The organism is Aliihoeflea sp., assembly GCF_052435475.1.
Lineage (GTDB): Bacteria > Pseudomonadota > Alphaproteobacteria > Rhizobiales > Rhizobiaceae > Aliihoeflea.
Genome location: NZ_JBQVMV010000018.1, coordinates 36,709 through 59,011 on the forward strand (window position 1 = coordinate 36,709; position 22,303 = coordinate 59,011).

A 22,303-nucleotide genomic window follows, 5' to 3' on the forward strand; every position below is an offset into this window, starting at 1 on the left:
TGCCTCAATCAACCCGCACCGCTCTCTCCTCAGTGCGGGAATGGCCAGATGATCAGCTTTTCACGGATGACGGCCCAGAACCGCGCAAGCCCGTGCGGCTCGACGATCAGGAAGCCGATGATCAGCGCGCCGATGATCATGGTGTTCAGATGCTCGACCATGGCCGAGGAAATCGGCAGGCCGAACATGGCCGGTACCGTGCCGATGATGACCGGCAGCGCCACGATCAGCAGCGCGCCGAGATAGTTGCCCAGGATCGAACCCAGCCCCCCGATGATGGCGATGAAGAGCACGCGGAACGACAACTGGATGTCGAACAGGTCGGCCTCGGCCGCGCCACGCCACAGGAAGACGAAGAGCGCGCCGGCGATGCCGACGATGTAGGACGAGACGAAGAAGGCCGACAGCTTCGCCTTCATCAGATTGATACCGACGAGTTCGGCCGCGATGTCCATGTCGCGCACGGCCTTCCAGGTGCGCCCGATACGGCCGCGCGTGACGTTGATCGCGAGGAAGGTGACGATGCAGACGACCGACAGGACGACGAAATACTGGCTCATCGCCGAGGCGCGCGCCCCGGTCACCGTCACGCCGAACATCTGCGTGTTCGGCACCTGGATCGCGCCCGAGGCATTGTAGTTGTAGAGCCACGCCCATTTCTGGAACAGCCAGACGAGGAAGAACTGCGCGGCGAGCGTCGCGATGGCAAGGTAGAAGCCCTTGATACGAAGCGACGGCAGGCCGAAAGCAACGCCGACCGCTGCCGAGAAGAAACCGGAAAGGGCGATCGCTACGATGATGTTCAGCTCGGGGAAGATCGTCACGATCTTATAACAGGCATAGGCGCCCACGCCCATGAACGCGCCCGTTCCGAGCGAAAGCTGGCCTGCATAGCCGGTCAGGATATTCAGTCCGAGCGCAGCCAGCGCGTAGATCAACACCGGGATCAAAAGCGCGCGGAACATGAAGTCGCTCGCCGTCAGCGGGAAGACGACGAAGGCGACGATCAGGACGAGGGCGAGCAGCCACGCATCCTGCTTGACCGTAAAGAGGGCGTAATCCGCCTGATAGCTGGTCTTGTACTGGCCGGCGACGCGATAGAACATGGATTACACCCGCTCGATGATTTTTTCGCCGAAGAGCCCCTGCGGGCGCACCAGAAGCACGAGCAGCGCCAGAACGTAGGCGAACCAGGCTTCCGTGTTGCCGCCGAGAAGCGGCTGGCCCCAGTAGATTTCGAAGACCTTTTCGAGGACGCCGATGGCAAGGCCGCCGACGATCGCGCCGGTGACGCTTTCGAGGCCGCCCAGCATCAGCACCGGCAGCGCCTTCAGGGCGATGACTTCCAGCGCGAAGGAGACGCCGGCGCGCGCGCCCCAGACGATACCCGTCGCGAGCGCGATTATGCCGGATATGAACCAGACGATGACCCAGATGGTGGACAGCGAGATGCCGACCGAAAGCGCCGCCTGGTGATCGTCGCCGAGCGCGCGGATGGCGCGGCCCATCTTGGACTTGTTGAGAAAGACGAGGAGCGCGATGACGAGGAGAACCGCGCCGACGACGGCCGTCACGTCCTTCTGTTCGATCGAGACGAAGCCGCCGAAGGGCTCCATGATCCAGCTTCCGGTGGGAATTCCGAGTTCGGAGGTGATCATCACCTTGTTTTCGCCGCCGAAAATCGTTTCGCCGAGCCCGATCAGGAACAAGGTGACGCCGATCGTTGCCATGAAGAGGATGATGTCCGGCTGGTTGACGAGCGGGCGCAGGACGACACGCTCGATGGCGACGGCGAGGAAGAACATGACGACGAGCGTCAGCGGGACGGCGAGTAGCGCCGGCACGCCGCGCTCATGCAGGCCGACCAGCGTCAGCGCCGCGAAGACGACCATGATTCCTTGCGCGAAATTGAAGATGCGCGAGGACTTGAAGATCAGGACGAAGCCGAGCGCGATGAGCGCATAGAGGACGCCCGAGACGAGCCCCTCCCAGACGACCTGGAGGAAGAAGTCGGGCGCGGCGACCATGTCGGCGAAAGGCGCCACGAAGATCGAATGCAAGCTTTCCATTCAAAAGTCCTTACGGTCGCTCAATGCGGCACGCCGAGATAGGCGTCGATGACGGCCTGGTTGTTCTTGACCTCGTCGGGCGGCCCGTCGGCGATCTTCTTGCCGTAATCGAGCACCACGACGCGGTCGGACAGATCCATCACCACGCCCATGTCGTGCTCGATCAGCGCGATCGTCGTCCCGCGCTGCTGGTTCACGTCGAGGATGAAGCGGCTCATGTCCTCCTTCTCCTCCAGATTCATGCCGGCCATCGGCTCGTCGAGAAGAAGAAGGGACGGTTCCATCGCAAGTGCCCGGCCGAGCTCGACGCGCTTTTGCAGGCCGTAAGGCAGCTTCCCGACCGGCGTGCGCCGGATGTGCTCGATCTCGAGGAAGTCGATGATTTCCTCGACCTTTTCGCGATGCTCAATCTCCTCGGCGAGTGCCGGGCCATGCCACAGCATCTGCCAGCCGATCGAGCGCTTCATCTTGACCGAGCGCCCCGCCATGATGTTGTCGAGCGTCGACATGCCCTTGAAGAGCGCGACGTTCTGAAAGGTGCGCGCGATGCCCTGGCGCACGGCGTGGTGCGGCTTCATCGCGCGCCGCTCCTGGCCGCGGAAGGTGATCGTGCCGACCTGGGGCGTGTAGAAGCCGTTGATGACGTTCAGCATCGACGTCTTGCCGGCACCGTTCGGGCCGATGATGGCGCGGATTTCGCCCTTGCGGACGTCGAAGGAGATGTCGGTGATCGCCTTCACGCCGCCAAAGGAAAGCGAAACGTTCTTCACCTCCATCAGCGTGGCGCCCTTGGCGATACCGTCATCGTCCGGTGCGACGATGATGTGGTGATCGGGATGGGCGTTCATTCGGCAGCCTCCCGCACGGGCTGGGCGGCACCGAAGACCGGCGCGTCGACGATCTTCACATTGGCGCTGATCCGGCCCTTGCGGCCGTCCTCGTAAGTCACTTCGGTCTCCACGAATTTCTGCGTCGACCCGTCATAGAGCGCCTCGATCAGCGGTGCGTAGCGTTCGGCGACGAAAGAACGGCGCACCTTCTGGGTGCGTGTGAGTTCGCCATCGTCGGCGTCCAGTTCCTTGTGCAGGATCAGGAAGCGACGGATTTGCGCCGCGGCCATCATCGGTTCGGCCGAAAGCCGCCGGTTCGTCTCCTCGACATTCTGCGCGATCATCTCGTAGACGAGCGGGTGGCCGGCCAGTTCCTGATAGGACGCATAGGCGATGTTGTTGCGCTCGGCCCAGTTGCCGACCGCCTGCAGATCGATATTGACGAAGGCCGTCGCGAACTCCCGCCCGTCGCCATAGGCGACCGCTTCCTTGATGTTGGGGAAGAATTTCAACATGTTCTCGAGATATTTCGGCGCGAAGAGCGCGCCGTTTGACAGTTTGCCGACGTCCTTCGCGCGGTCGATGATCTTGAGCTGGCCGTCCGTGTCGAAGAAGCCGGCATCGCCGGTCTTTACATAGCCGTCCGGCGTCATCGTCTCTGCGGTCTTCTCGTCTTCCAGATAATAGCCGGAGAACATGCCGGGCGAGCGGAACTGCACCTCGCCATCCTCGGAAATGCGGATGTCGACATTGGGCGCGGGCGGGCCAACCGTATCCGAACGAACTTCGCCATCCTTCTGGCACGTCACGTAGAGAAACGCTTCGGTCTGGCCGTAGAGTTGCTTCAGGTTGACGCCCAGCGCGCGGAAGAAGGAAAAGAGATCGGAGCCAATCGCCTCGCCGGCGGTGTAGGCGACGCGAATGTTGGACAGGCCAAGCACATTCTTGAGCGGGCCATAGACGAGGATTTCGCCGATCGCGTAGGCGGCACGCGCGGATGCCGGAACGCTGCGGCCCTCCAGGATCGCCTCGCCATATTTGCGCGCGACCTCGATATAGTGGCGGTAGATGCGCTGCTTGAGCTTGCCGGCGTCTTCCATACGGATGGTGATCGACGTCAAAAGCCCCTCGAAGACGCGCGGCGGGGCGAAGTAGAAGGTCGGCGCCAGCTCGCGGAGATCCTGCGCGACCGTCTGGCTGCTTTCCGGGCACGCCATGCAGAAGCCGGCGACATAGCCTTGCGCATAGTTCAGATAGTGATCGCCGACCCAAGCGAGCGGCAGATAGGCGAGGACGCTGTCCTTTTCGGTCAGCCGGTCGAAGGCGACCGTGTCCTGCGCGGCGTTGACCGCGTTCTTCGCCTTCAGCATCACGCCCTTGGAGCGCCCGGTCGTGCCGGAAGTATAGAGCATGATCGATACATCGTCGCCGGAAGCGCTGCGGATCGCCTCTTCCCAGCGCGCCGCGACCTGCCCATCGCCCGATTGGGCCCGCCTGCCCATCTCTTGCACATCCTCGAAATCATGAAGGGCGCGCTTGTCGTAGTCGGTCAGGCCGCGCGGTTCGTCATAGATGACCGCCTGAAGCGAGGTCAGCCGGTCCGCGAAGCTGTTGAGCTTGTCGACCTGTTCCTGGTCCTGCACGACCGCGAAGCGTACATCGGCGTGCGACAAGACATAGGACAATTCGTCGGCGACGGCATCGGCATAGACCGGCACCGGAACGCCGCCCAGCGACTGCACGGCACAGACCGCCCAATAGAGCTTCGGCCGGTTGGCGCCGATGATGGCGATGCGGTCGCCGTGCCGGACGCCGAGCGTGGCGAGGCCGGTCGCGAAATCGCGAATCGCGTCGCGTTGCTGGCTCCATGTCCAGCTTTGCCAAATGCCGCGATCCTTGTGGCGCATGGCCGGACGCGTCCCGAACATCTCCGCATTGCGCAGAAGATATTTCGGAAACGTATCGGGCAAGGTTTGAGCCTCAGCCAATCTCGTTCCTCCTCGGACGACGTTGCGCCCGTTCCTCCCAGGGTATGCCCCCTGTTCTTGACGAGGAAAGTTCCACGAATCGAAGACGCGTTCAACTTGCGCCTTGACAGACAGATCGACTGATAGTCTCTTTGATCGGCAGCGCGTGTGCCCACCGACGATATTCGGGGTGGAAGTCTAGGATGCCCCTGCCAATATCCCTCCTCAAGCGCCGTAGCTGGCGAGCCGTTCCACCGCCAGCGGGCGAATGAGCCCGGGCTCGAGCGCGATCAGTCCCTCGTCGGCCAGTTCCTTCAGGCAGCGATTGGCGACCTGGCGGGATATTCCGGCGAGGTGACCGACTTCCTCCTGGGTGATCTCGATGACGCCGCGCACCTGTGGGCAAAGAACGGGATTGCAGATCCACGACAGATTGCGCGCCACGCGCGCCTTTGCGTCGAATGAGCGGTCGTGCTCGGTGACGGCGATGAACTGGCCGAGTCGCTCGTTGAGTTGGCGCACGAGGAAGCGGTTGAAGCCGACGCTGTTCTCGCAAAGCCAAGAAAAGGTGGCGCGATTCATCAGGAGGAGGTGCGTATCGCGCAGCGCGACGAGGTCGTATTTGCGCTCCTCGTTCTTGAGCATCGAACCTTCCCCGAGCCAACCCCCTGCCCCGATGCCCGCAAATGTCAGCGCCTTTCCGCTGAGCGCGACCGCGCTCATCTTGACGAGACCAGTGACGACGCCCGTCCAGGCATCGAGCCGGTCGCCGCGATGGCAGATGTAGCTGTCCTTGACGTAATGGCGCTCGCTGATGCCCCGGGCCGCGCGCTCGATCACATCGTCGGTCAGTTCTTCCGCCCAGATCGCGGATCGCACGAGATCTATCTTGCTGGTCATCCGATCCTCGGTTTGTGCCCGGTCGCGACCTTCGTCCATGACCGGGCAAAGTCAAGCGATAGCCATCGCAAAGCGACGTCAGGAGTTGCGCATACGTGATCGCCGGTGCGCCTAGAGGTGGTCGGCGATGACGGCCAGGAAAGCGGGCCCATACCGATCGAGCTTCGTTTCGCCGACGCCGGGCACGTCCGCCATCTCGACGCGCGAGCCGGGCCGGGCTGCAGCGAGTTCGATCAGCGTCTTGTCGTGGAAGATCACATAGGGCGGCACGTTCTGAAGGCGCGCGATCTCCGTGCGCTTCTGGCGCAGCGCCTGGAACAGGGAACGATCCGCTTCGCTGATCGCGGACTGCGCCGTGCTCCGCTCGACCTTCTGGCGGCGCGCGCGGGGCGCTGCCGGCACGCGCAGCATCAATTGCGGCTTGTCGCGCAGAAAATCACGCCCTGCCGTTGCGATCGACAGGCCGCCATGGCCGGCAAGATCGACATCGATCAGGCGAAGCGCGATCAATTGGCGCAGGATCGCGCGCCAGACGCGATTGTCATGCTCGGTTCCGATGCCGAACGTCGAAATTCGATCATGGCCGAACTGGGCGATCCGCTCGTTTTCGACCCCCAGCAGCACATCTACAATGTAGGCTTGCCCGAAGCGCTCGCCGGTCCGGTAGATGCAGGACAGGGCCTTTTGTGCCGCGATCGTGCCATCGAAGCGTTCCGGCGGCCGGTCGCAGGTGTCGCAATTGCCGCACGGATCGCAATCGTCGCCGAAATAGGACAGCAATGCCTGCCGGCGGCAATTCGCCGTTTCCGCCAGGCCCAACAGCGAATCGAGTTTCTGGCGCTCCATGCGCCGGCGCTGGTCCGGCGCATCCGATTCCTCGATGAATCGGCTGCGCAGCGCGATATCCTCGGAGCCATAAAGCATCAGTGTGTCGGACGGCAGTCCGTCGCGCCCGGCCCGGCCCGTCTCCTGGTAGTAGGCCTCGATGCTTCCCGGCAGGTCGATATGGGCAACGAAGCGCACGTCGGGCTTGTCGATGCCCATGCCGAAGGCGACGGTGGCAACCATGATGACTGCCTCGCCATGCTGAAAGCGCGTCTGGTTGGCCTCCCGCGAGGCCTTGTCCATGCCGGCATGATAAGCGAGTGCGTCATAGCCCTGATCGCGCAGCCAGGCGGCAGTCTCCTCCGTCTTCCGCTTCGACAGGCAGTAGACGATGCCGCTGTCGCCCTCATGGCGCTTGAGGAAATCCTTCAATTGCCCGCGCGGATTGTCCTTTTCCTCGATCGCATATCGAATGTTGGGACGGTCAAATCCCGCGATGAAGGCATCATCGCGCCCGATGTCGAGATGCGACAGGATTTCCGCCCGCGTCGGCTCGTCGGCCGTCGCCGTCAGCGCCATGCGCGGCGTATCGGGAAATTGGCGCACCAGTGCGTCGAGTTGGCGATAGTACGGCCGGAAGTCGTGCCCCCACTGCGACAGGCAATGCGCCTCGTCGATGGCGATCAGCGACAGTTTCACACGGCCGAGCCGCTCCAGCACCTCCGGGCGCAGAAGCGTCTCTGGCGCGACGTAGAGAAGGTCCAGTTCGCCTTCGTGGACGGCGTGCCACAGCGCGCGTCGATCGTCGGCCGGCAGATCCGAATTCAGCGCCGCGGCGCGCACCCCCGCCTGGCGCAAGGCCGACACCTGATCCGCCATCAATGCCAGCAGCGGCGAGACAATGAGCCCCATGCCGGGCCGGACGATGGCGGGAATCTGATAGCAAAGCGATTTTCCACCGCCCGTCGGCATCAGAACGAAGGCGTTGTTGCCGCCGACGACATGCTCGACGATCCGCGCCTGCGGCCCACGGAACGCATCATAGCCATAGACGGTCTTGAGAATTTCGAGAGCGGTGGCGGTCATCGGCCTCAGCTACAGAATCAGGAAAGCGTCCCTCATAGCACTTTGCCGCGTCGACGTTCATCGCTGCGATACAAGCCGATGGCTCCAGGAGAAGGCAGAGCTTACGACAGCAAGAAACAGATACAATCTGTCGGACAAGCGCAATGGAACATAAACCATTTGCGTTGACCGCGTTTTATACAGTCCTGCCGTATGTTCTTCTGGCAACAGGGACAACGATAATGAATAAACTGATCACGACTGCATTCTTTATTGTATTCGCTTCGGCTTCCGCCAGCGCTCAGCAGGCAGCTTCTCCCGCATACATTCAGCAGATCGCGCCGTCGGCCAGCGCATTCCGGGCGGCGAGCAGCGAACTCATGCAGCCGATCATGAACGCGGCGCTCCAGATGCCCAGTCTGCAGCCCACAGGCCCGGGCAATCTCGGCCTCGTCTGGCAGCAGGGCAGCGGCAACCAGGGCACGATCAGCCAGTTCGGCAGCCGCAATGTCGGCCTGATCCAGCAGATCGGCCTCGACAATGTCGCCTCCATCACGCAGCGCGGGATCGGTCACCAGGCGATGGTTTCGCAGCAGGGTCGCGGCAACGTCGCGATCATTCGGCAGCGCTGAGATGCGTTGGCGGTAACGCTGGTGCGCGGGCGTTAGTCGCCCGTGCCGGCAGGATCGACTGGCGGCTGTTCGACCAGATCCGGATCAGGCTGCGGGACTCCGCCGAAATCCGGGAAGTCGATCGAGAAACCGGGCGAGCCGCCACCCTCGGTCTGCGCTGTCGCCTGCGACAGAAGCCAGTTGCCATTCAGCGGATCACCGCCGAGCGACGGATTGATCGGGCGATAAACGAGTTCGGACGCCTGCGCGGCGCCGCCGGCAACCATTGCGCCGACAAGAAGAGCGGCAGCCAAAACCTTCATTTGCGAATCCTCCGGAACAAGAACAACGGCGCAATACAGCCGGTGGACAGATTATCTTTTGGGTAGCACATACATCTTGCCGGGCACAATCACGACGGCAGCGTTTTTCAACCCGCTGATGCCCGTCGGCATCAGGTAATTGCTCGACCGATTGGTCTGAAGCGCGACGACAGTGGTATTGTGCGAGTTGCGCAGGTCGAGAACGCCGGCAAGATTGTCGCCGACCTGCACGTAGCCGATGTCATTGTTGCTGCCGGAAACGCCGACGAGCTGGAAATTGTTGTCGCCGCGGCTCGCCTGCAGGACATTGTTGTTGGTGCCTGACTGGACGAGGAGCAGCGCCGAGTTGCTGCCCTGGATCGCCTGAACCGCGCGATTGCGCGTGCCTTCCTGCGCGATCAGCGAGGCACTGGAATGGCCCTCGATGGCCGAATTGACCGAATGACCGGTGCCTATCTGCGCGATCGAGGTCGTGTTGCCGGCCTGCCCCGCGACGAGCGGGCTGATCGGCTGCATCAGCGTGGACACGATCGCCTTCTCGCGATCGCCGCCATAGTCCGCCTCGTCGACAATGCGGATTTCCGTTGCCGCGGCGATGCCCGCCGAAAGGGCCAGCGCGGTCATCGCGCCTGCAATTCGCTTCGTCCAGCTCGTCATGTGCCAGTCCCCTTGTTGCCCCGATCTTTGCTTCACAGCCGGATCGCGCCCTCGTCGAGATCGATGTCAGTCTTCACGCGGCAGAGCGCCGCGCCGTTTGCTTCGGTCACCTCAAGTTCGATGGAGGCCTGCGAGGCCCGTCCGATGCCCACGACGCTCGAGCCGAGCTTTCCGTCGGAAAACCGGTTCGTCTGGCTGGTCGTGTTTGAGTTGGAGCCCGACCGGCTTGAGATGGCGAAGCGGTAGGTGCCTGCCAGTTCGTGAGAAGTTTCGATGAAGGGCCGCAGGAACACGCCGCCATCGCCGTCGATCGTGACGCCGCATGCGGCGATACGCGGATCGAGAATGTCGCCGTTGATCGTCCGGCCGTTCATCGAAGCTTCGCTTGCGCTGGAGAAAAGGAGGAGGCCCGTTGCGAGCAGCGACTTGCCGATCATGCGAGCCTCCCGGATTTCGAATAGAAATGGCGGGGCGCCTCGCGACGCCCCGCCAGCTCATCAGTTGCCGGACTGCGAGACAACGGCGACGTTGCCGCGTCCGTACTGGCCGACGAAAGAGCTGTTGTTGTTGCTGCTCTGGCTGACGATGGCGTGGTTTGCGCCACCATTCGCGCCATAGCCGGCTTGGACGACGAGCGAGTTGTTGCCGTTGCCCGTCTGCGAGATCCATGCATTCGAGTACGTGCCGGCCTGGACGACGGCCGAGTTGTTGCCCGTGCCGCCCTGAAGGACGAGCGCACCCGAATTGCTGGCGGCCTGGACGATCAGCGAGGTGCTGGACATGCCCGACTGCGCGGTCACGGCCCAGTTGTCGCTACCGGCCTGGATGGTCGCGGCCTTGCCGTTCGACGCAGTCTGCGACGTGACGGCGAAGTTGCCTTCACCCACCTGGACGGCGCCGGCGAGATTGCCCGATGCCACGGTGAAGCCCGAGATATCGCCGATCGAGGTAACGTTCGCGAGGTTAAGATCGCCCGACTGGGTGGTAAGCGCCCAGTTGCCGGTGCCGACCTGTACGGTCGCTGCGGCCGACAGGATCGAGTCCGACTGGCGGGTGATCGCGCCGTTGTTCTCGCCTTCCTGATAGGTCGCGGCGATGACGCCGAGGGTCAGGTCCTGCGACTGCAGCGCGAAGTTCTCGTCGCCGTTCTGCACGATGGCGGCCAGCGAGCCGATCGCGGCTTCCTGGGCGTTCATCGCGAAGTTGTCGTCGCCGAGTTGCACGATGCCGGCGGCCGACGCCATGGTGGGGATGGCGATTTCGCCGAGCGGGTTGTCGAAGGTTTCGTCGAGGGTGACATCTTCCGACTGCTGCTCATACTGCCACGGGCGGTTGGCGCCATTGCCGCTGACAGGCAAGCCGCTACCAAGGTAGAGAATGCCATTCTGCCGTAGCGTCAATTCCGCTGGTGAGAGCAGTTTTCCGACCTGAATGTTGGCAGCAGCGTTATTGTTACCAATTTGCGCCGAAACGGCAACGGACGCGGTCGCAGGAGCAGCCCCTTCACCAGAGACAGTTCCGTCTTCAGCCACGACCCCGACCAAGAAGGGACCCTCCGTCCAATTGCGTGGGTTCCCTAAGAGCTGACCCCAGTTTTTCGGTGCCATCTGTGTGGTGGTCACATCGTAACCAGGTACAACGTAGCTGACCGTCTGCTCCTCACCCTGCATGTTGAACGCGCGGTTGCCGTTGCCGGCCTGCAGGATGCCCGCCGTCACGCCCGAGCTGCCGTACTGCTGCAGGTTGGTCGCCACGTTGCCGAAGCCGATCTGTGCGATGAGCGAAGTCGCGTCCGTCACGTCGTTCTGGACGTTCGCAGCGAAGTTGAAACCGCCGACCTGGATTGTGCCGGCCGAGCTGCCGTCGACATCGGTCTGGCTGTTGCCAGCGATGTTGAAGGCGCCGACCTGAACGATGCCGCCCGAGACGTCTTCGCTGTTCGACTGGGCGTTGCCGGCGATGTTGCCGAGGCCCGCCTGCAGGATCGACGCATCGGAGTTCTGGATGTTGGTCTGCGCGTTCGCGCCGACATTGCCGATGCCGAACTGGGCGATTGCCGCCGAGGTCGGATTGACATTGTTCTGCGCATTGACGGCGACGTTGCCTGCGCCGACCTGAAGGATGTCGGCCGACGAGCCATCAACCGTCTTGACCTGGCTGTTCAACGCGAAATTGCCGAAACCGAGCTGGATCGCGTTGGCAACGGCATCCTGCGTTGCACTATCCTGACCGTTGATCGCAGTGTTCTCGCCGCCGACCTGCAGGATATTTGCCTCGTTGCCCGAACCACCCGTCTGGCCGTTCGCCGCCTCGTTGCTCCAGCCGAACTGGGCAATGTTGGCGGTGTTGGTCGAGCCGTTGGTCTGGACGTTGGCCGCCTCGTTGGCGAAACCGACCTGCGCGATGCCGGCCTCGTTGGCATTGCCACTCGACTGGCCGTTCTCGGCGATGTTCAGCACGCCGAACTGAGCGATATTTGCCGTATTGGCAGAGCCGCCCGACTGCACGTTGGTGCCGGTGTTTTCCGCACCGACCTGCAGGATGTTGGCTTCGATGCCTGCGCCGCCGGCCTGAGTGTTGCTTGCCGCGTTATCCAAGCCGAACTGTGCGATATTGGCCTCGCGGGTACCTACGGAACCCGGACCCCACCCTTGCGTGTTGGTCGCCGTGTTTCCAACGCCGACCTGGGCGATATTTGCATGAACATCGGACCCCGTGTTCTGGGCGTTGATCGCCGTGTTCTCGACGCCGGCCTGAACAATGTTCGCATGCTGACCGAGGCCGTAGCCGCCGGTCTGCGTATTGGTTGCCGCGTTATCCACGCCGAACTGGGCGACGTTGGCGTCCGCATTGGAACTGCGCCACTGGTTGTTTTCAGCCGTGTTCCCGTGGCCGAACTGAGCAATCGTGGCCGACGAGCCACTCATGCTTCCCCGCCACGTCGGTTCGTTGGCAGCAGACTGCCGGTTCCTGCCGGTATTGTCGGTGCCGAACTGGAGAACCGTTGCGGCATTGTCGCTTGCCACGTACTCCCCCGCCGACGTTTGCGTATTCGTCGCGGTGTTGCCGCTGCCGAACTGACCGATTTGGGCCGTGTTATCAGCGCCGCCATTCTGAGTGTTCGCCGCAAAGTTGCGTTCGCCAAACTGCGTGATCATCGAGCGCGATCCGACGGCAGCGGTCTGGCGGGAACCCGCGATGTTCTTCTCGCCCGCCTGGAAGATGCCGGCGAAGGAACCGTCGGTGCCGCCCTTCTGCGAATTGCTGGCAAAATTGCCGACGCGGGCGTCCATCGGGCTGAGTTGGATGATGCCGGCGTCGTTGCTGCCGCCGTCTTGGTTGCTCATCGCCCAGTTGCGCGAACCGCCCTGGAAGATCGTGCCGCGCTGCTTGCCGTCGCCCGCCTGACGGAACTGCGAAACGATGTTGGCTGTACCAAACTGCGCCACGCCGCCGACATGACCATCGCCGTGCTGCAGGAAGTCGTTGCCGATGAAATTGTAGTCGCCACGCTGCATCGTACCGAGCGTGTTCGAACCGCGCTGCGCGTCACCGCTGGCACCGTTAAACAGCGGGGCGAAGACGTTGCGGCGGCCGTGCTGGTAGACGAACGCGTCGTTGCTGCCTGCCTGAGACAGATAGGCGAAGTTGCTGCGGTCGCGCTGACCGACATAGGCGCTGTTGCCATCTTCTTCCGCCTGCGCGGTGCCGGCGAGCGCAATGAGCGCGACGCCTGCCAAAAGTTTAGTGCGTGACATGATTGTCTCCCTGACGCCTTAGACCCGCGGGAGACCCCTCCCCCGCCGAAATTGCCCCCCGCGCCGTTCAGGCGAGGGTTAACGTCGGGTTAATACCATTCAAGTTTCGAGAGTCGCAAGTCTTAATACTTTAAGAAGCGTTAAATGGTGAATCATGATTCTCTAATTTTGATCTATACGGCTCTTAATGGGACATAGGCGACGTATAAGCACCATATTGACACATCTGCGCCGGTTGAACGTGCAGGAACGGTGCAAAAACGAAATGCGCCTCGCAGGTTTCCCGGCGAGGCGCATTGGACAAATCGAATTGTTCGTGGACTAGGAAATCAGTATTCAGCTACATGACTGTCAAATGACAAGCACAGGCCGATCGTTCTTCTATGAACCTCGGGGCAGTTTGCGCGCGTATGAGGTCGAGAACTCGCGGATGAGCTTTTCCTGGGCCGCGGAGTCGGCCAGCGACCACAGCCCGCTCTGGAGGCCGTCGACGATGAGCGAGTAGACGGCGAGTTCGATGCCTTCGCGAACGGCAAGATGTCCCGGGTCGTTGTAGGAGTTGCCGATCTCGATCTCGAGCAACTCCTCCGGGGCGGCGAACTTATAGGCGCCGCCACGCATCATGTAGGAGTAGATCTGCTTGGACGTGGTCGTCGAAGCAAGAACTTCGCCGGTCTGCACGCTGACTGCACGCAGCGAAATCGTCACGAGATCCGAGCGATACTGGACGTCGCCCCCGATGCCGAGATAGCGCGCGCCGGCACCGCCAGTCCGCTCGTTGGAATCGTAGCCGACAATACCGCCTTCGAGGATCAGGCCGGCAAAGCGCACCGGCGGCAGGCTAGCCGCGCCGGGGCTATAGGCGCGCTGCGTGTTCTCGATCAGCGTACGTTCCTGGACGAGGTTCTTCAGACCGCCGCGCTCGACGACGCGGAACCACTGGCCATTGCCGGTCGACTTGAGGACATCGATGAGCAGGTTGGCGCCGCCCTGCGTGACCGCGCGGCTGTATTCGGCGAAATTGTCGTTGGGCTTGGCCTGGCCGGTGAGATCCGGGAACTCGTAGATCGCGACGTCGACAGGCTGGGCGGGTGCGGGAACCGACTCCACCTTGAGCGTGGTCTTCGTCAGCGATTCCAGTTGCGCGGGCGGCGTGGGGAGCTGTTGCCCGGTGGCACAGCCAGCCAGAGCCAGACTCGTCGACATCAATACGCCCAGAACGCCCACTTGACCCATAACAAACCCCTCATGTCGCTGTCCGCGGCGCTCAAGACCTCCGACTTGTCGGAGGCGAGCGCCAGATCGGCATTGCCAGCCGACGAGCCCCTGTCGCTGGACAACGACTGCCAATAGCCGTTCAAACGACTCCAAACAAGCTGTCAGTCCGATTCAATTCTATCCAAGCCCAATGAACAAAGCAGTGTGGCGCAAAGGACACTGTCAAAACGGCGACGCGCATTGATTTCAATTGATTAACGCATAAGGTTAATCTTGTGGTACGCGCAAACACCGCCGATCAAATGATTGTAGTCAGAGGATTGATTGCAGAAGCCGCCTCAGGGTGCGCCGACGCCGGCTCCGACATCGGGAAATTTGCGCACGCCGGGAGCCTGTGAGAGCGCCAGCGCGACGCCGCTTCCGACGGAAGGGAATATCGCCGCAGGTTCGGCCGGCTCGACGATGGAAGCTGCGGGGCGGGGCTGGGCGGAAGCGGCGGTCCGGACCGGGGCGCGTCGCTGAACGGGCCGCGGGGGAATCGGCCGCGCGGATTCGGGAACCTGAATGACATATGCCGACCCTTGCATCCCGCCGGGTGCCGACGGCGCGGTGACCGCGCCGCGCACGGAGCGGTCGACCTGGTTCACATAGGCTTCCGACGGCTGCGCCATGGACGGAGCCGCGCCAGCTACGGCGCCCAGCACCAAGATCGACGCTTTCAGCGCGATGCGTACGATCATGACAACTCCCTTCCCCTTGCGATTATTTGCTATTAACAATGCAGCCGTTGCCAAGCAATGGTTAGAGCCGGCTTAGGCACAATAAACAAAACACCGCGACTGCAGCGTTCAGTCTTAACCTTCAGTCGGCCCTGGGAGCGGGAGAGCACATGTCGCCTATTCGTACCGGAATGCCTGCCGTCATAGGCGCATTCCTTTTGCTGGCAACGTCGGCATCGGCGCAGATCAACCCGAATGACGGGCCGCAGGTTTCGCCGTTGCAGCCCGAGCCGACGATCGGCCTGCCCGAACAGGCGCCCACCTCCCAACCACCCTCCAACGCTCCTCAAGCCGTTCCGGCAGCGCCACCTGCCCGTCCCGCTGCCACGCCCCAGCCGGCCCAGGCAACGCCCCCACAGGTGGAAAATACAGCCGCCTGGCAGCTCGAATGCATCGAGCAGGATGCCCAGCAGCGGATGTGCCAGGCGATCTTGCGGGCCCGCGTCAACGATCAGGTCGCGATGGTCGTTGCGATTGCGAAGGGCGAGGATTCAAACGAGTCCCGCCTGCAGATGGCGCTGCCGCTCGGGATTGACATGCAGCGTGGCGCTGAAGTCACGATCGGTGATTTCAGCGAGACGATGGCGCCCTCGAGATGCACCGCGCAGGGATGCCTGGTCGAGACCGTTGCCTCGGACGATCTTTTGGCGGCAATGCGCGCAGCCAATGCGGGCATTGTGCGTGTCTACGCCCCCGGGGGAAATGCGATCGATTTGCCGATGCCGCTGGCAGCGGCGGACGACGTGTTGAATCAGGCATTCGCACGCTGAACCGACCGGGCCGGGCCGCAACATCACCTGGCTCGGCTCTTGCGGATTTGGCTGCCTCCCGTCGCCTTCCGCACAGGACCGGTATCGGATCAACAGATCCTCGTCATGACGATTGCGATTTTTTGCAATCGTTTTTATATTTGCGATCTCGAGCAGGGCCGCCCGGCCAAACACGCTGGAGTGACGCATGAAACAGGTTTCCGACAAGCTCTACATCGCCCCTCAGATCACCGCCGCCGACATTCATGCCGCCAAGGCGCAGGGGATCGTCGCCATCGTCAACAATCGGCCGGATGGCGAGGAGGCGGGCCAGCCGACTTCATCGGAGAACGGCAGCGTCGCAGCGACGGTGGGGCTCGGCTACACGCACATTCCCGTCGTTCCCGGTCAGATCACCAGGGGTCAGGTGGCGGATTTCCAGGCGGCGCTTGGCAACGCCGACGGTCCCGTTCTCGCTCACTGCAAGACCGGCACACGCTCGGCCACGCTTCACGCGATCGGCGAGGTGCTCGACGGCCGCATGGCGAAGAGCGAGGTCGTGCCGCTCGGCGCGCGTCTCGGGGTCGACCTTTCGGGCGCGGTCAAATGGCTCGACGCCAACGAAGCCAATCTCACCGGTGCCAAGCCTGACGTGAAGGCGTTTTTCGACAAGCGTACCTTTTCGGTCCAGTACGTCGTCTCCGATCCCGCCACGAAGAAATGCGCGATCATCGACCCGGTGCTCGACTTCGACGAGAAATCCGGTGCGACGGCGACGATCAATGCCGACCGCATTCTCGACTACATCAGATCGAATGGGCTCCAGGTCGAGTGGATTCTCGACACGCATCCCCATGCCGACCATTTTTCCGCTGCCCATTACCTGAAGGAAAAGACCGGCACCTCGACTGCCATTGGCGAGAAGGTGGTCGAGGTCCAGAAGCTCTGGAAGGGCTTCTACAACTGGCCCGATTTTCCGGCCGACGGCTCGCAGTGGGACAAGCTCTTTGCCGAAGGCGAAACGTTCAAGCTCGGCAAGATTGACGCCAAGGTGCTGTACTCGCCCGGCCACACGCTGGCCTCGATCACCTATGTGATCGGCGACGCGGCCTTCGTCCACGACACGCTTTTCATGCCGGATTCGGGCACGGCGCGGTGCGATTTTCCCGGCGGCAGCGCGTCGCGCCTTTGGGATTCCATCCAGCAGATTCTTGCCCTGCCCGACGAGACCCGCATCTTCGTCGGTCATGACTATCAGCCGGACGGGCGCGAGCCGCGGTGGGAATCGACCGTCGCCGAACAGAAGGCGGCGAACACGCACATTTCCACGTGTCGCACGAAGGACGAGTTCGTCGCGGTCCGCGAAGCGCGCGATGCCACATTGCCGATGCCCAAGCTGATCCTGCACGCGCTGCAGGTGAACATGAATGGCGGCCGCCTGCCGGCGCCGGAAGCCAACGGCAAGCGCTTTCTCAAATTCCCTCTCGACGCGCTGAAGGGTGCGGCATGGGACTGACCGTCATGGCTCGCGAAATGTCGCAAGAGACAGCGGAAATGGTCGACAATGCCGGCGAGGCGGCGGAGTTCTTGAAGAAGCTCGCCCACCCCTCGCGGCTGATGATCGTCTGCGCGCTCGTCGATGGCGAACGCGCGGTGCGCGACCTCGAAGATACGCTCGGAATCCGTCAGCCTGGCCTGTCGCAGCAGATTGCCGAGTTGCGCGAAGCCGGCTTCATCGTCGGCCGCAAGGAATCCAAGCACATGTACTACCGGCTCGAAGATGGCCGCGTGTCCGAGTTCATTTCGATGATGCACGCCATGTTCTGCGCAACGCCGGCCAAAGGATCGACCCCATGACGGAATTTACCCCCCTCGCCTCGCTTATCGGCGGCATGATGATCGGCCTTTCGGCCGTACTTCTGATGCTGTGGGAAGGTCGCATCGCCGGCATTTCGGGGATCGCCGGACGGTTGCTGCCGCCTTACCGCGACGGCGCCTTCCTGTCGCGCTTCGGTTTCGTCATCGGGCTCGTCGCCGCACCGCTCGTCATGGTCACGCTTGGGGGCGTCGAGATCAGCCAGTCGGTGTCGTCCAACATTCCGCTGATGATCGCCGCCGGGCTGCTCGTCGGCTTCGGCTCGGTGTGGGGCAATGGCTGCACGTCGGGCCATGGCGTGTGCGGCCTGTCGCGGCTGTCGACCCGCTCCTTCGTCGCCACCTGCATCTTCATGGCGACGGCCTTCATCACTGTCTTTCTCGTGCGCCACGTCACCGGAACCTGATCGAATGTCCTTCCTCGTCAACCTCGCGCTCGGCCTTCTGTTCGGCACCGGCCTCGTCGTCTCAGGCATGTCGGACCCGGCGAAGGTCCTGAACTTCCTGGACTTGTTCGGAACCTGGGACCCATCTCTTGCTTTCGTCATGGCTGGCGCGGTGCTGGTGACCTTCGCCGGTTATCGTCTGGTGCTGGCGCGCGCCGAGCCCATCGTCGGCGATCGATTCCTCCTGCCGACGCGCAGCGACATCGACGCCAGGATCGTCGCCGGTCCCGCCATCTTCGGTATCGGCTGGGGGCTTGGCGGGTTTTGTCCCGGCCCGGCACTGACCGCGCTCGGCCTCGGAGCCACCGGCACCTTCGCCTTCATCCCCGCCATGCTTCTCGGCATGTGGGCCGCAAGGCTGCTCGCGGAGGGAACGGCCGCACCACGCGCCGCCTGACGAGGTCGACAATCGCCGGATCGCGAATTCGATTCTAAGTCGGCCGGTTTTGCGAAAGTTGCAGGGGACAAGGCCAACCGAAGTCTTGTTCGAATCGAACCATCGTGGATGATTTGACCTATCGTCAGCATAGGAAGCGGGAGTGGTCAGATGGAAGACGCAAGCGTGGGCTGGATCGCGGCAATCATCATTGGCGGCCTTGCCGGCTGGATCGCCTCGAACTTCATGAAGAGCGATACCGGCATCTTCGCAAACATCATTCTCGGCATCATCGGCGCTGCAATCGCCAGCTTTCTTTTTGGCTTCCTCGGCGTCTCTTTCGGCGGCTGGCTCGGCTATCTCATCGCTGGGCTCATCGGCGCGTGCATCCTGATCTGGCTCGGCCGAGCGGTGAGGCGCTAGAGCGGAATCCTATCAGTCTGCATCGTATCCAGCGGCTGCGAAGTAGTTGGCGCACTCTTTGGGCGTGAAGGTTTGGACCAGTTTGCCAATTCTGTTCCAGAGCGCATCAACGGTTCGCTCTGCTGCTTTGCGGAGCATCGCTTTGAGTTTGGAGAAGGCGTTTTCGATCGGATTGAAGTTGGGGCTATAGGGCGGCAGGAACCTCAGTGATGCGCCCGCTGCCTCAATCAGTTCTCGGGTTCTGGTTCCTTTGTGGCTTGAGAGATTGTCCATGATCACGATGTCGCCGGGCCGCAACTCGGGCAACAGAACCTGCTCAACATAGGTTTCGAATGCGATGCGGTTGATCGGCCCGTTGAGAACGAAGGGCGCGATCATGCCCCGCTGCGTCAGTGCGCCGACGAAGGTGGTCGTGCGCCAGTGGCCATGAGGTGCGCCGGCGCGCAGGCGTTTTCCTCTGGGTGCCCGGCGGTGCGTGCGAACCATGTTGGTCTTGGCCCACGTCTCATCGATGAACACCAGCTTGGCCGGATCAAGATCAAGCTGCCCCTCGAACCACTCCTGGCGCTGTTTCAGGATGTCTGGCCGGTCTTGTTCGGATGCGTGGAGCGTCTTTTTTTTCGAGTGATGGCGTGACGCACGAAGAAGCGCTGGATCGTGCCGAAACCGAAGCGGTGACCACGTGCGCTCAAAGCTTGCCGCAACTCCTCGATCGTAATGTCGGGCGTCTCCTCAAGCAGCGATAGGATCAATGCCTTGCAGGCGTCGATGCGTCCAGATCGACGGTCACCTCCCAAGGCCTTGGGAAGAGGCGCTCCCTGATCACGCTCGCGCGCCCTCCAGCGGCTCACACTTGCCGCACTGACACCAAAGCGTTCAGCTGTCTGGCGATGGCTGAGCCCGCTGGCCACGGCGGCAAGAACACGCGTCCGGAGATTGAGTGACAAAGCTTTCGACATGTCCGCCGGCCTCCTCACCCGGCAAACATGATGAATCAGAAACGCGTTGATTTGGGAACCCGCACCGATTCATTCAGCTCGGGTGACGCTCTAGCGGCCGGGGGCAACATCACGGAAAATACGGGCGGCACCAGAGACAGGCGTCAGCGGCTCATGCCGCTGCAGACTAAAAGATTTAACAATTCTAATGGCTTAAAGATTGGCTGGGGAACCTGGATTCGCTGACCAGAACACCAGAAATAACATTGTTTCAATAACTTAGCCGAACATGCCGGAGCAATGTGGGGGCCACTTGCGGGGATGTCAACAACCCATGAGATGGCATTCCTCTCCTCTCTGAATCTACGATCTAAGACGCTCGACATATTCGATGAAATTGAGCCGCAGAAGTTCGTTCGGCACCGGCAGCAGGCGATGTGACTGGGCATTCTTGATGCGCCTGACCTCGCTCGCCTTGATCTGGATCGACCAGTGGCCATCGCTCTGCACGATCTCGTCGACCATGAGGCCGGCGAATTCCTTACGCCGGGAACCAAGGTAGGTGAAGAACATGGGGAGGTAGTAGTTGGCCGAATGGAAGACGTTGTCTCCTGCGACTTCCGGTTCCTCCACGCTTCTTCGACCCGTGAAGAACGGGATATCAAAGAGCGGCCGGATATCCTCCGGCTTCGGCTTCACCTGTTGGAGCCTGATCTCGCCTTTTGGCGGCTTCTTGGGCCGCAGCCCCTCGAAGGTCCATTCGGGGACCGTGAAGTGCGATGCGCGCAGATGCTTCAGGAAATGGTCGAGATTGCCGAGGTGTCGGCGGATCGTCGCACGCGAGAGTCCGAGCTCGATCTTCTCGCCGGATGCTGCTGCCTCGTCGGCGCGCCGTTTGCTCTCGGCTCGCAACGCAGCAGGCGAAAGCGCGCGCAGGCGCGGGCTGCGACCGTAGAGCGGAAGGATGTGATTGAAGTGCTGGCGGAGCGCAGCGACATGTTCCTGCGTGATCTCGCCGGAATGCGCCACGCCATGCTCTTCCAGGATGCCTCGAAAGATTCCGACCAGTACCCGAACGTCTGAGGCAGTGTCGTCTTCCCACTCGTTCTTTCTGTTCGAGATGAGGTTCTCCAACTCTGTATCGAAATCCGTAAGAGGGAGATCTTTCCGAGCCGTCTTCGGCTGGGGTGGCTTGGCTTGGGCTACCGGTGGCTGAACGGTCACCGGCTCAACAGGGACGACCGGGGGCTCCGGCCTAAGATCTGGCTCGGCCGCCGCTCGCGCCACGGGCTGTTCTTCAGCCCAGAAAACTGCCGGGCGAGGAGGTGGAGATCCGGCGCTGGCGGCAACCGATCCACGATCCGGCGGACGTTCTCCAGTGAGCTTTGGCTTTCTCGTGTCTTCGGCCGAAGCAAGCAGGGTATCGGCCCGCGCCCGGAAAATCTCCTCGATCGCAGCGTCCCGATGCAGCGGCGTGTCCTCGAGTTCGGCCTGTGCCATGCGGTGCAGGACGTCGCGAAGGAATGGGCTGCGCGTCACGCCCTTCCTGTCTGCGTTGGTGATCTCGCGTTCGGCCCGATAGGTCGCTTCGATGAAGGGGAGGTCCTCTGCCTGGGCGCCTGCCTCGATTAGCGCCTCCCGCGTTTCGCTCCCTTCCTCAAAGGATACGTCCTCTCCCGACCCGAACGTGTGCAGGAGGCGGTAGGCCCAGCCAACCTGACGGTCCGCCTCGCGATGTTCCGGATCGCGCAGGGTACCCGTCCGTTTTGCCGCCAGGTCCAGCGCCTCGATTTCGGCGCGCATCGCTTCGGCTTCGAGCGCGAAGATTTTCGCGAGCTGTTCCTTTGTCGCCATCCTGGCCTTCGGCACCATCTCAAGTTCGAGCAGCATGGCGTTCAGACGCCGTGCCACGAGCGAAGCCTTCTTACGGTCCGACAGCCTAAGGCTCAGTGAAAGCCTTGCATTTGTTCCGGTGCCTCTGAAGCCGACGGGGATGCGCGCCCGCCAGTAGAAGATCGGCCCCCTGAGGACGAGGTTTTCAACCTGATGCCTGCGCAGTCCCATCCGCCCCGTGCTCCATCGGCCCGGAGCGGATGGACATCAGCTCTGGGCATCAGTTGTGGGCACCACTTGCGGAAGGCCGATTCGACGCGGCGCGCGTCAGCTCTACAGCCCAGAAAATCCAATGATTTCAATGGTTTCGGAATAATTCTGGCTGGGGAACCTGGATTCGAACCAGGACTAACGGAGTCAGAGTCCGTGGGTCTACCGTTAACCTATTCCCCAAGACCGACACGCTCGCGGCGTGCTGATGTGGGCGCGTTTTATCCGGGCGGGCGGAATAGTCAACCCCCAATGCGGCAAGTTGATGGGCGGCGGCGTCTTGTGTGCCGCATTGGCCGCCGCCGCAGTCACGATCTAGGCTCAGGACTCATTGATCAGAGCCAGAAGATGACGGCGGCTGCGATGCAGATGGCCGAGAAGAAGGTGTGGG

21 protein-coding genes and 1 tRNA gene are annotated in these 22,303 nt (G+C 62.2%); 7 read left to right on the forward strand and 15 right to left on the reverse strand.

All coding sequences use genetic code 11. The features are described 5' to 3' along the window. Positions 1 to 29: 29 nt before the first annotated feature. The 6 genes from ACT6QU_RS16975 to recQ form a co-directional block, all read right to left on the reverse strand. On the reverse strand, positions 30 to 1,106 hold the full coding sequence (locus tag ACT6QU_RS16975; protein WP_444565447.1) for a branched-chain amino acid ABC transporter permease: 1,077 nt from the start codon (positions 1,104 to 1,106) through the stop codon (positions 30 to 32). 3 nt (positions 1,107 to 1,109) lie between these two features. After that, entirely contained in the window at positions 1,110 to 2,069 is a 960-nt protein-coding gene (locus ACT6QU_RS16980) for a branched-chain amino acid ABC transporter permease (protein WP_444565448.1), read from the reverse strand. A gap of 20 nt (positions 2,070 to 2,089) precedes the next feature. Continuing rightward, positions 2,090 to 2,917, reverse strand: coding sequence for an ABC transporter ATP-binding protein (locus tag ACT6QU_RS16985; RefSeq protein ID WP_444565449.1), 828 nt, complete (start codon positions 2,915 to 2,917; stop codon positions 2,090 to 2,092). Beyond that, the gene (locus ACT6QU_RS16990) at positions 2,914 to 4,827 is read right to left on the reverse strand and encodes an AMP-dependent synthetase/ligase (protein WP_444565467.1); all 1,914 of its coding nucleotides are present in this window, start codon (positions 4,825 to 4,827) and stop codon (positions 2,914 to 2,916) included. Before ACT6QU_RS16990 ends, ACT6QU_RS16985 begins: the two co-directional genes overlap by 4 nt. Before the next feature lie 264 nt (positions 4,828 to 5,091). Beyond that, a complete protein-coding gene (locus ACT6QU_RS16995; protein WP_444565450.1) occupies positions 5,092 to 5,766 on the reverse strand; it encodes a Crp/Fnr family transcriptional regulator in 675 nt (224 codons plus the stop codon). Positions 5,767 to 5,877: 111 nt separating this feature from the next. After that, positions 5,878 to 7,677 carry a DNA helicase RecQ gene (gene recQ, locus ACT6QU_RS17000; protein ID WP_444565451.1) on the reverse strand — a complete coding sequence of 600 codons (1,800 nt, stop codon included), beginning with the start codon at positions 7,675 to 7,677 and terminating at the stop codon, positions 5,878 to 5,880. A gap of 143 nt (positions 7,678 to 7,820) precedes the next feature. Between recQ and ACT6QU_RS17005 the strand changes: the two genes are divergently transcribed. Continuing rightward, positions 7,821 to 8,288 carry a hypothetical protein gene (locus ACT6QU_RS17005; protein WP_444565452.1) on the forward strand — a complete coding sequence of 156 codons (468 nt, stop codon included), beginning with the start codon at positions 7,821 to 7,823 and terminating at the stop codon, positions 8,286 to 8,288. 32 nt (positions 8,289 to 8,320) lie between these two features. Here the strand turns inward: ACT6QU_RS17005 and ACT6QU_RS17010 are convergent, their stop codons facing one another. From ACT6QU_RS17010 to ACT6QU_RS17035, 6 genes are all read right to left on the reverse strand, one after another. Beyond that, a complete protein-coding gene (locus ACT6QU_RS17010; RefSeq protein WP_444565453.1) occupies positions 8,321 to 8,590 on the reverse strand; it encodes a curli assembly protein CsgF in 270 nt (89 codons plus the stop codon). A 51-nt stretch (positions 8,591 to 8,641) separates the two neighbouring features. Next, positions 8,642 to 9,247, reverse strand: a complete 606-nt coding sequence (locus tag ACT6QU_RS17015; RefSeq protein ID WP_444565454.1) for a hypothetical protein — start codon at positions 9,245 to 9,247, stop codon at positions 8,642 to 8,644. Positions 9,248 to 9,279: 32 nt separating this feature from the next. Continuing rightward, positions 9,280 to 9,684, reverse strand: a complete 405-nt coding sequence (csgH, locus tag ACT6QU_RS17020; protein WP_444565455.1) for a curli-like amyloid fiber formation chaperone CsgH — start codon at positions 9,682 to 9,684, stop codon at positions 9,280 to 9,282. Positions 9,685 to 9,744: 60 nt separating this feature from the next. Further along, positions 9,745 to 13,005, reverse strand: a complete 3,261-nt coding sequence (locus ACT6QU_RS17025) for a beta strand repeat-containing protein (RefSeq protein ID WP_444565456.1) — start codon at positions 13,003 to 13,005, stop codon at positions 9,745 to 9,747. A gap of 381 nt (positions 13,006 to 13,386) precedes the next feature. After that, the gene (locus tag ACT6QU_RS17030) at positions 13,387 to 14,211 is read right to left on the reverse strand and encodes a CsgG/HfaB family protein (RefSeq protein ID WP_444565457.1); all 825 of its coding nucleotides are present in this window, start codon (positions 14,209 to 14,211) and stop codon (positions 13,387 to 13,389) included. Between the two features lie 350 nt (positions 14,212 to 14,561). Continuing rightward, positions 14,562 to 14,963 (reverse strand): hypothetical protein, encoded by a 402-nt coding sequence (locus ACT6QU_RS17035; RefSeq protein ID WP_444565458.1) that lies wholly within the window; start codon positions 14,961 to 14,963, stop codon positions 14,562 to 14,564. A gap of 197 nt (positions 14,964 to 15,160) precedes the next feature. On the opposite strand from ACT6QU_RS17035, the gene ACT6QU_RS17040 reads away from it, so the two are divergent. The 6 genes from ACT6QU_RS17040 (at position 15,161) to ACT6QU_RS17065 (ending at position 18,871) form a co-directional block, all read left to right on the forward strand. Beyond that, positions 15,161 to 15,772: an invasion associated locus B family protein gene (locus tag ACT6QU_RS17040; RefSeq protein WP_444836710.1), complete on the forward strand. Its 612-nt coding sequence runs from the start codon at positions 15,161 to 15,163 to the stop codon at positions 15,770 to 15,772. Positions 15,773 to 15,959: 187 nt separating this feature from the next. Then, a complete protein-coding gene (gene blh, locus ACT6QU_RS17045) occupies positions 15,960 to 17,267 on the forward strand; it encodes a bifunctional sulfur transferase/dioxygenase Blh (protein ID WP_444565460.1) in 1,308 nt (435 codons plus the stop codon). After that, positions 17,258 to 17,608: a metalloregulator ArsR/SmtB family transcription factor gene (locus tag ACT6QU_RS17050; RefSeq protein ID WP_444565461.1), complete on the forward strand. Its 351-nt coding sequence runs from the start codon at positions 17,258 to 17,260 to the stop codon at positions 17,606 to 17,608. Before blh ends, ACT6QU_RS17050 begins: the two co-directional genes overlap by 10 nt. Beyond that, positions 17,605 to 18,033, forward strand: coding sequence for a YeeE/YedE family protein (locus ACT6QU_RS17055; protein WP_444565462.1), 429 nt, complete (start codon positions 17,605 to 17,607; stop codon positions 18,031 to 18,033). The genes ACT6QU_RS17050 and ACT6QU_RS17055 overlap by 4 nt, the downstream gene beginning before the upstream one ends. 4 nt (positions 18,034 to 18,037) lie before the next feature. Next, positions 18,038 to 18,469, forward strand: a complete 432-nt coding sequence (locus tag ACT6QU_RS17060) for a DUF6691 family protein (protein ID WP_444565463.1) — start codon at positions 18,038 to 18,040, stop codon at positions 18,467 to 18,469. Positions 18,470 to 18,619: 150 nt separating this feature from the next. Continuing rightward, on the forward strand, positions 18,620 to 18,871 hold the full coding sequence (locus tag ACT6QU_RS17065) for a GlsB/YeaQ/YmgE family stress response membrane protein (protein ID WP_444565464.1): 252 nt from the start codon (positions 18,620 to 18,622) through the stop codon (positions 18,869 to 18,871). 12 nt (positions 18,872 to 18,883) lie between these two features. Here ACT6QU_RS17065 and ACT6QU_RS17070 read toward each other — a convergent pair. The 3 genes from ACT6QU_RS17070 to ACT6QU_RS17080 form a co-directional block, all read right to left on the reverse strand. Further along, a protein-coding gene (locus ACT6QU_RS17070) for an IS630 family transposase (protein ID WP_444565465.1) occupies positions 18,884 to 19,830 on the reverse strand; the annotation gives its coding sequence in 2 pieces (ribosomal slippage) (positions 18,884 to 19,494 and positions 19,494 to 19,830; 948 coding nt in all). Between the two features lie 342 nt (positions 19,831 to 20,172). Next, complete coding sequence (locus tag ACT6QU_RS17075) at positions 20,173 to 21,873, reverse strand: DUF6538 domain-containing protein (protein ID WP_444565466.1); 1,701 nt, start codon at positions 21,871 to 21,873, stop codon at positions 20,173 to 20,175. Positions 21,874 to 22,021: 148 nt separating this feature from the next. Continuing rightward, a tRNA-Gln gene (locus ACT6QU_RS17080) sits at positions 22,022 to 22,095 on the reverse strand. Positions 22,096 to 22,303: the final 208 nt, after the last annotated feature.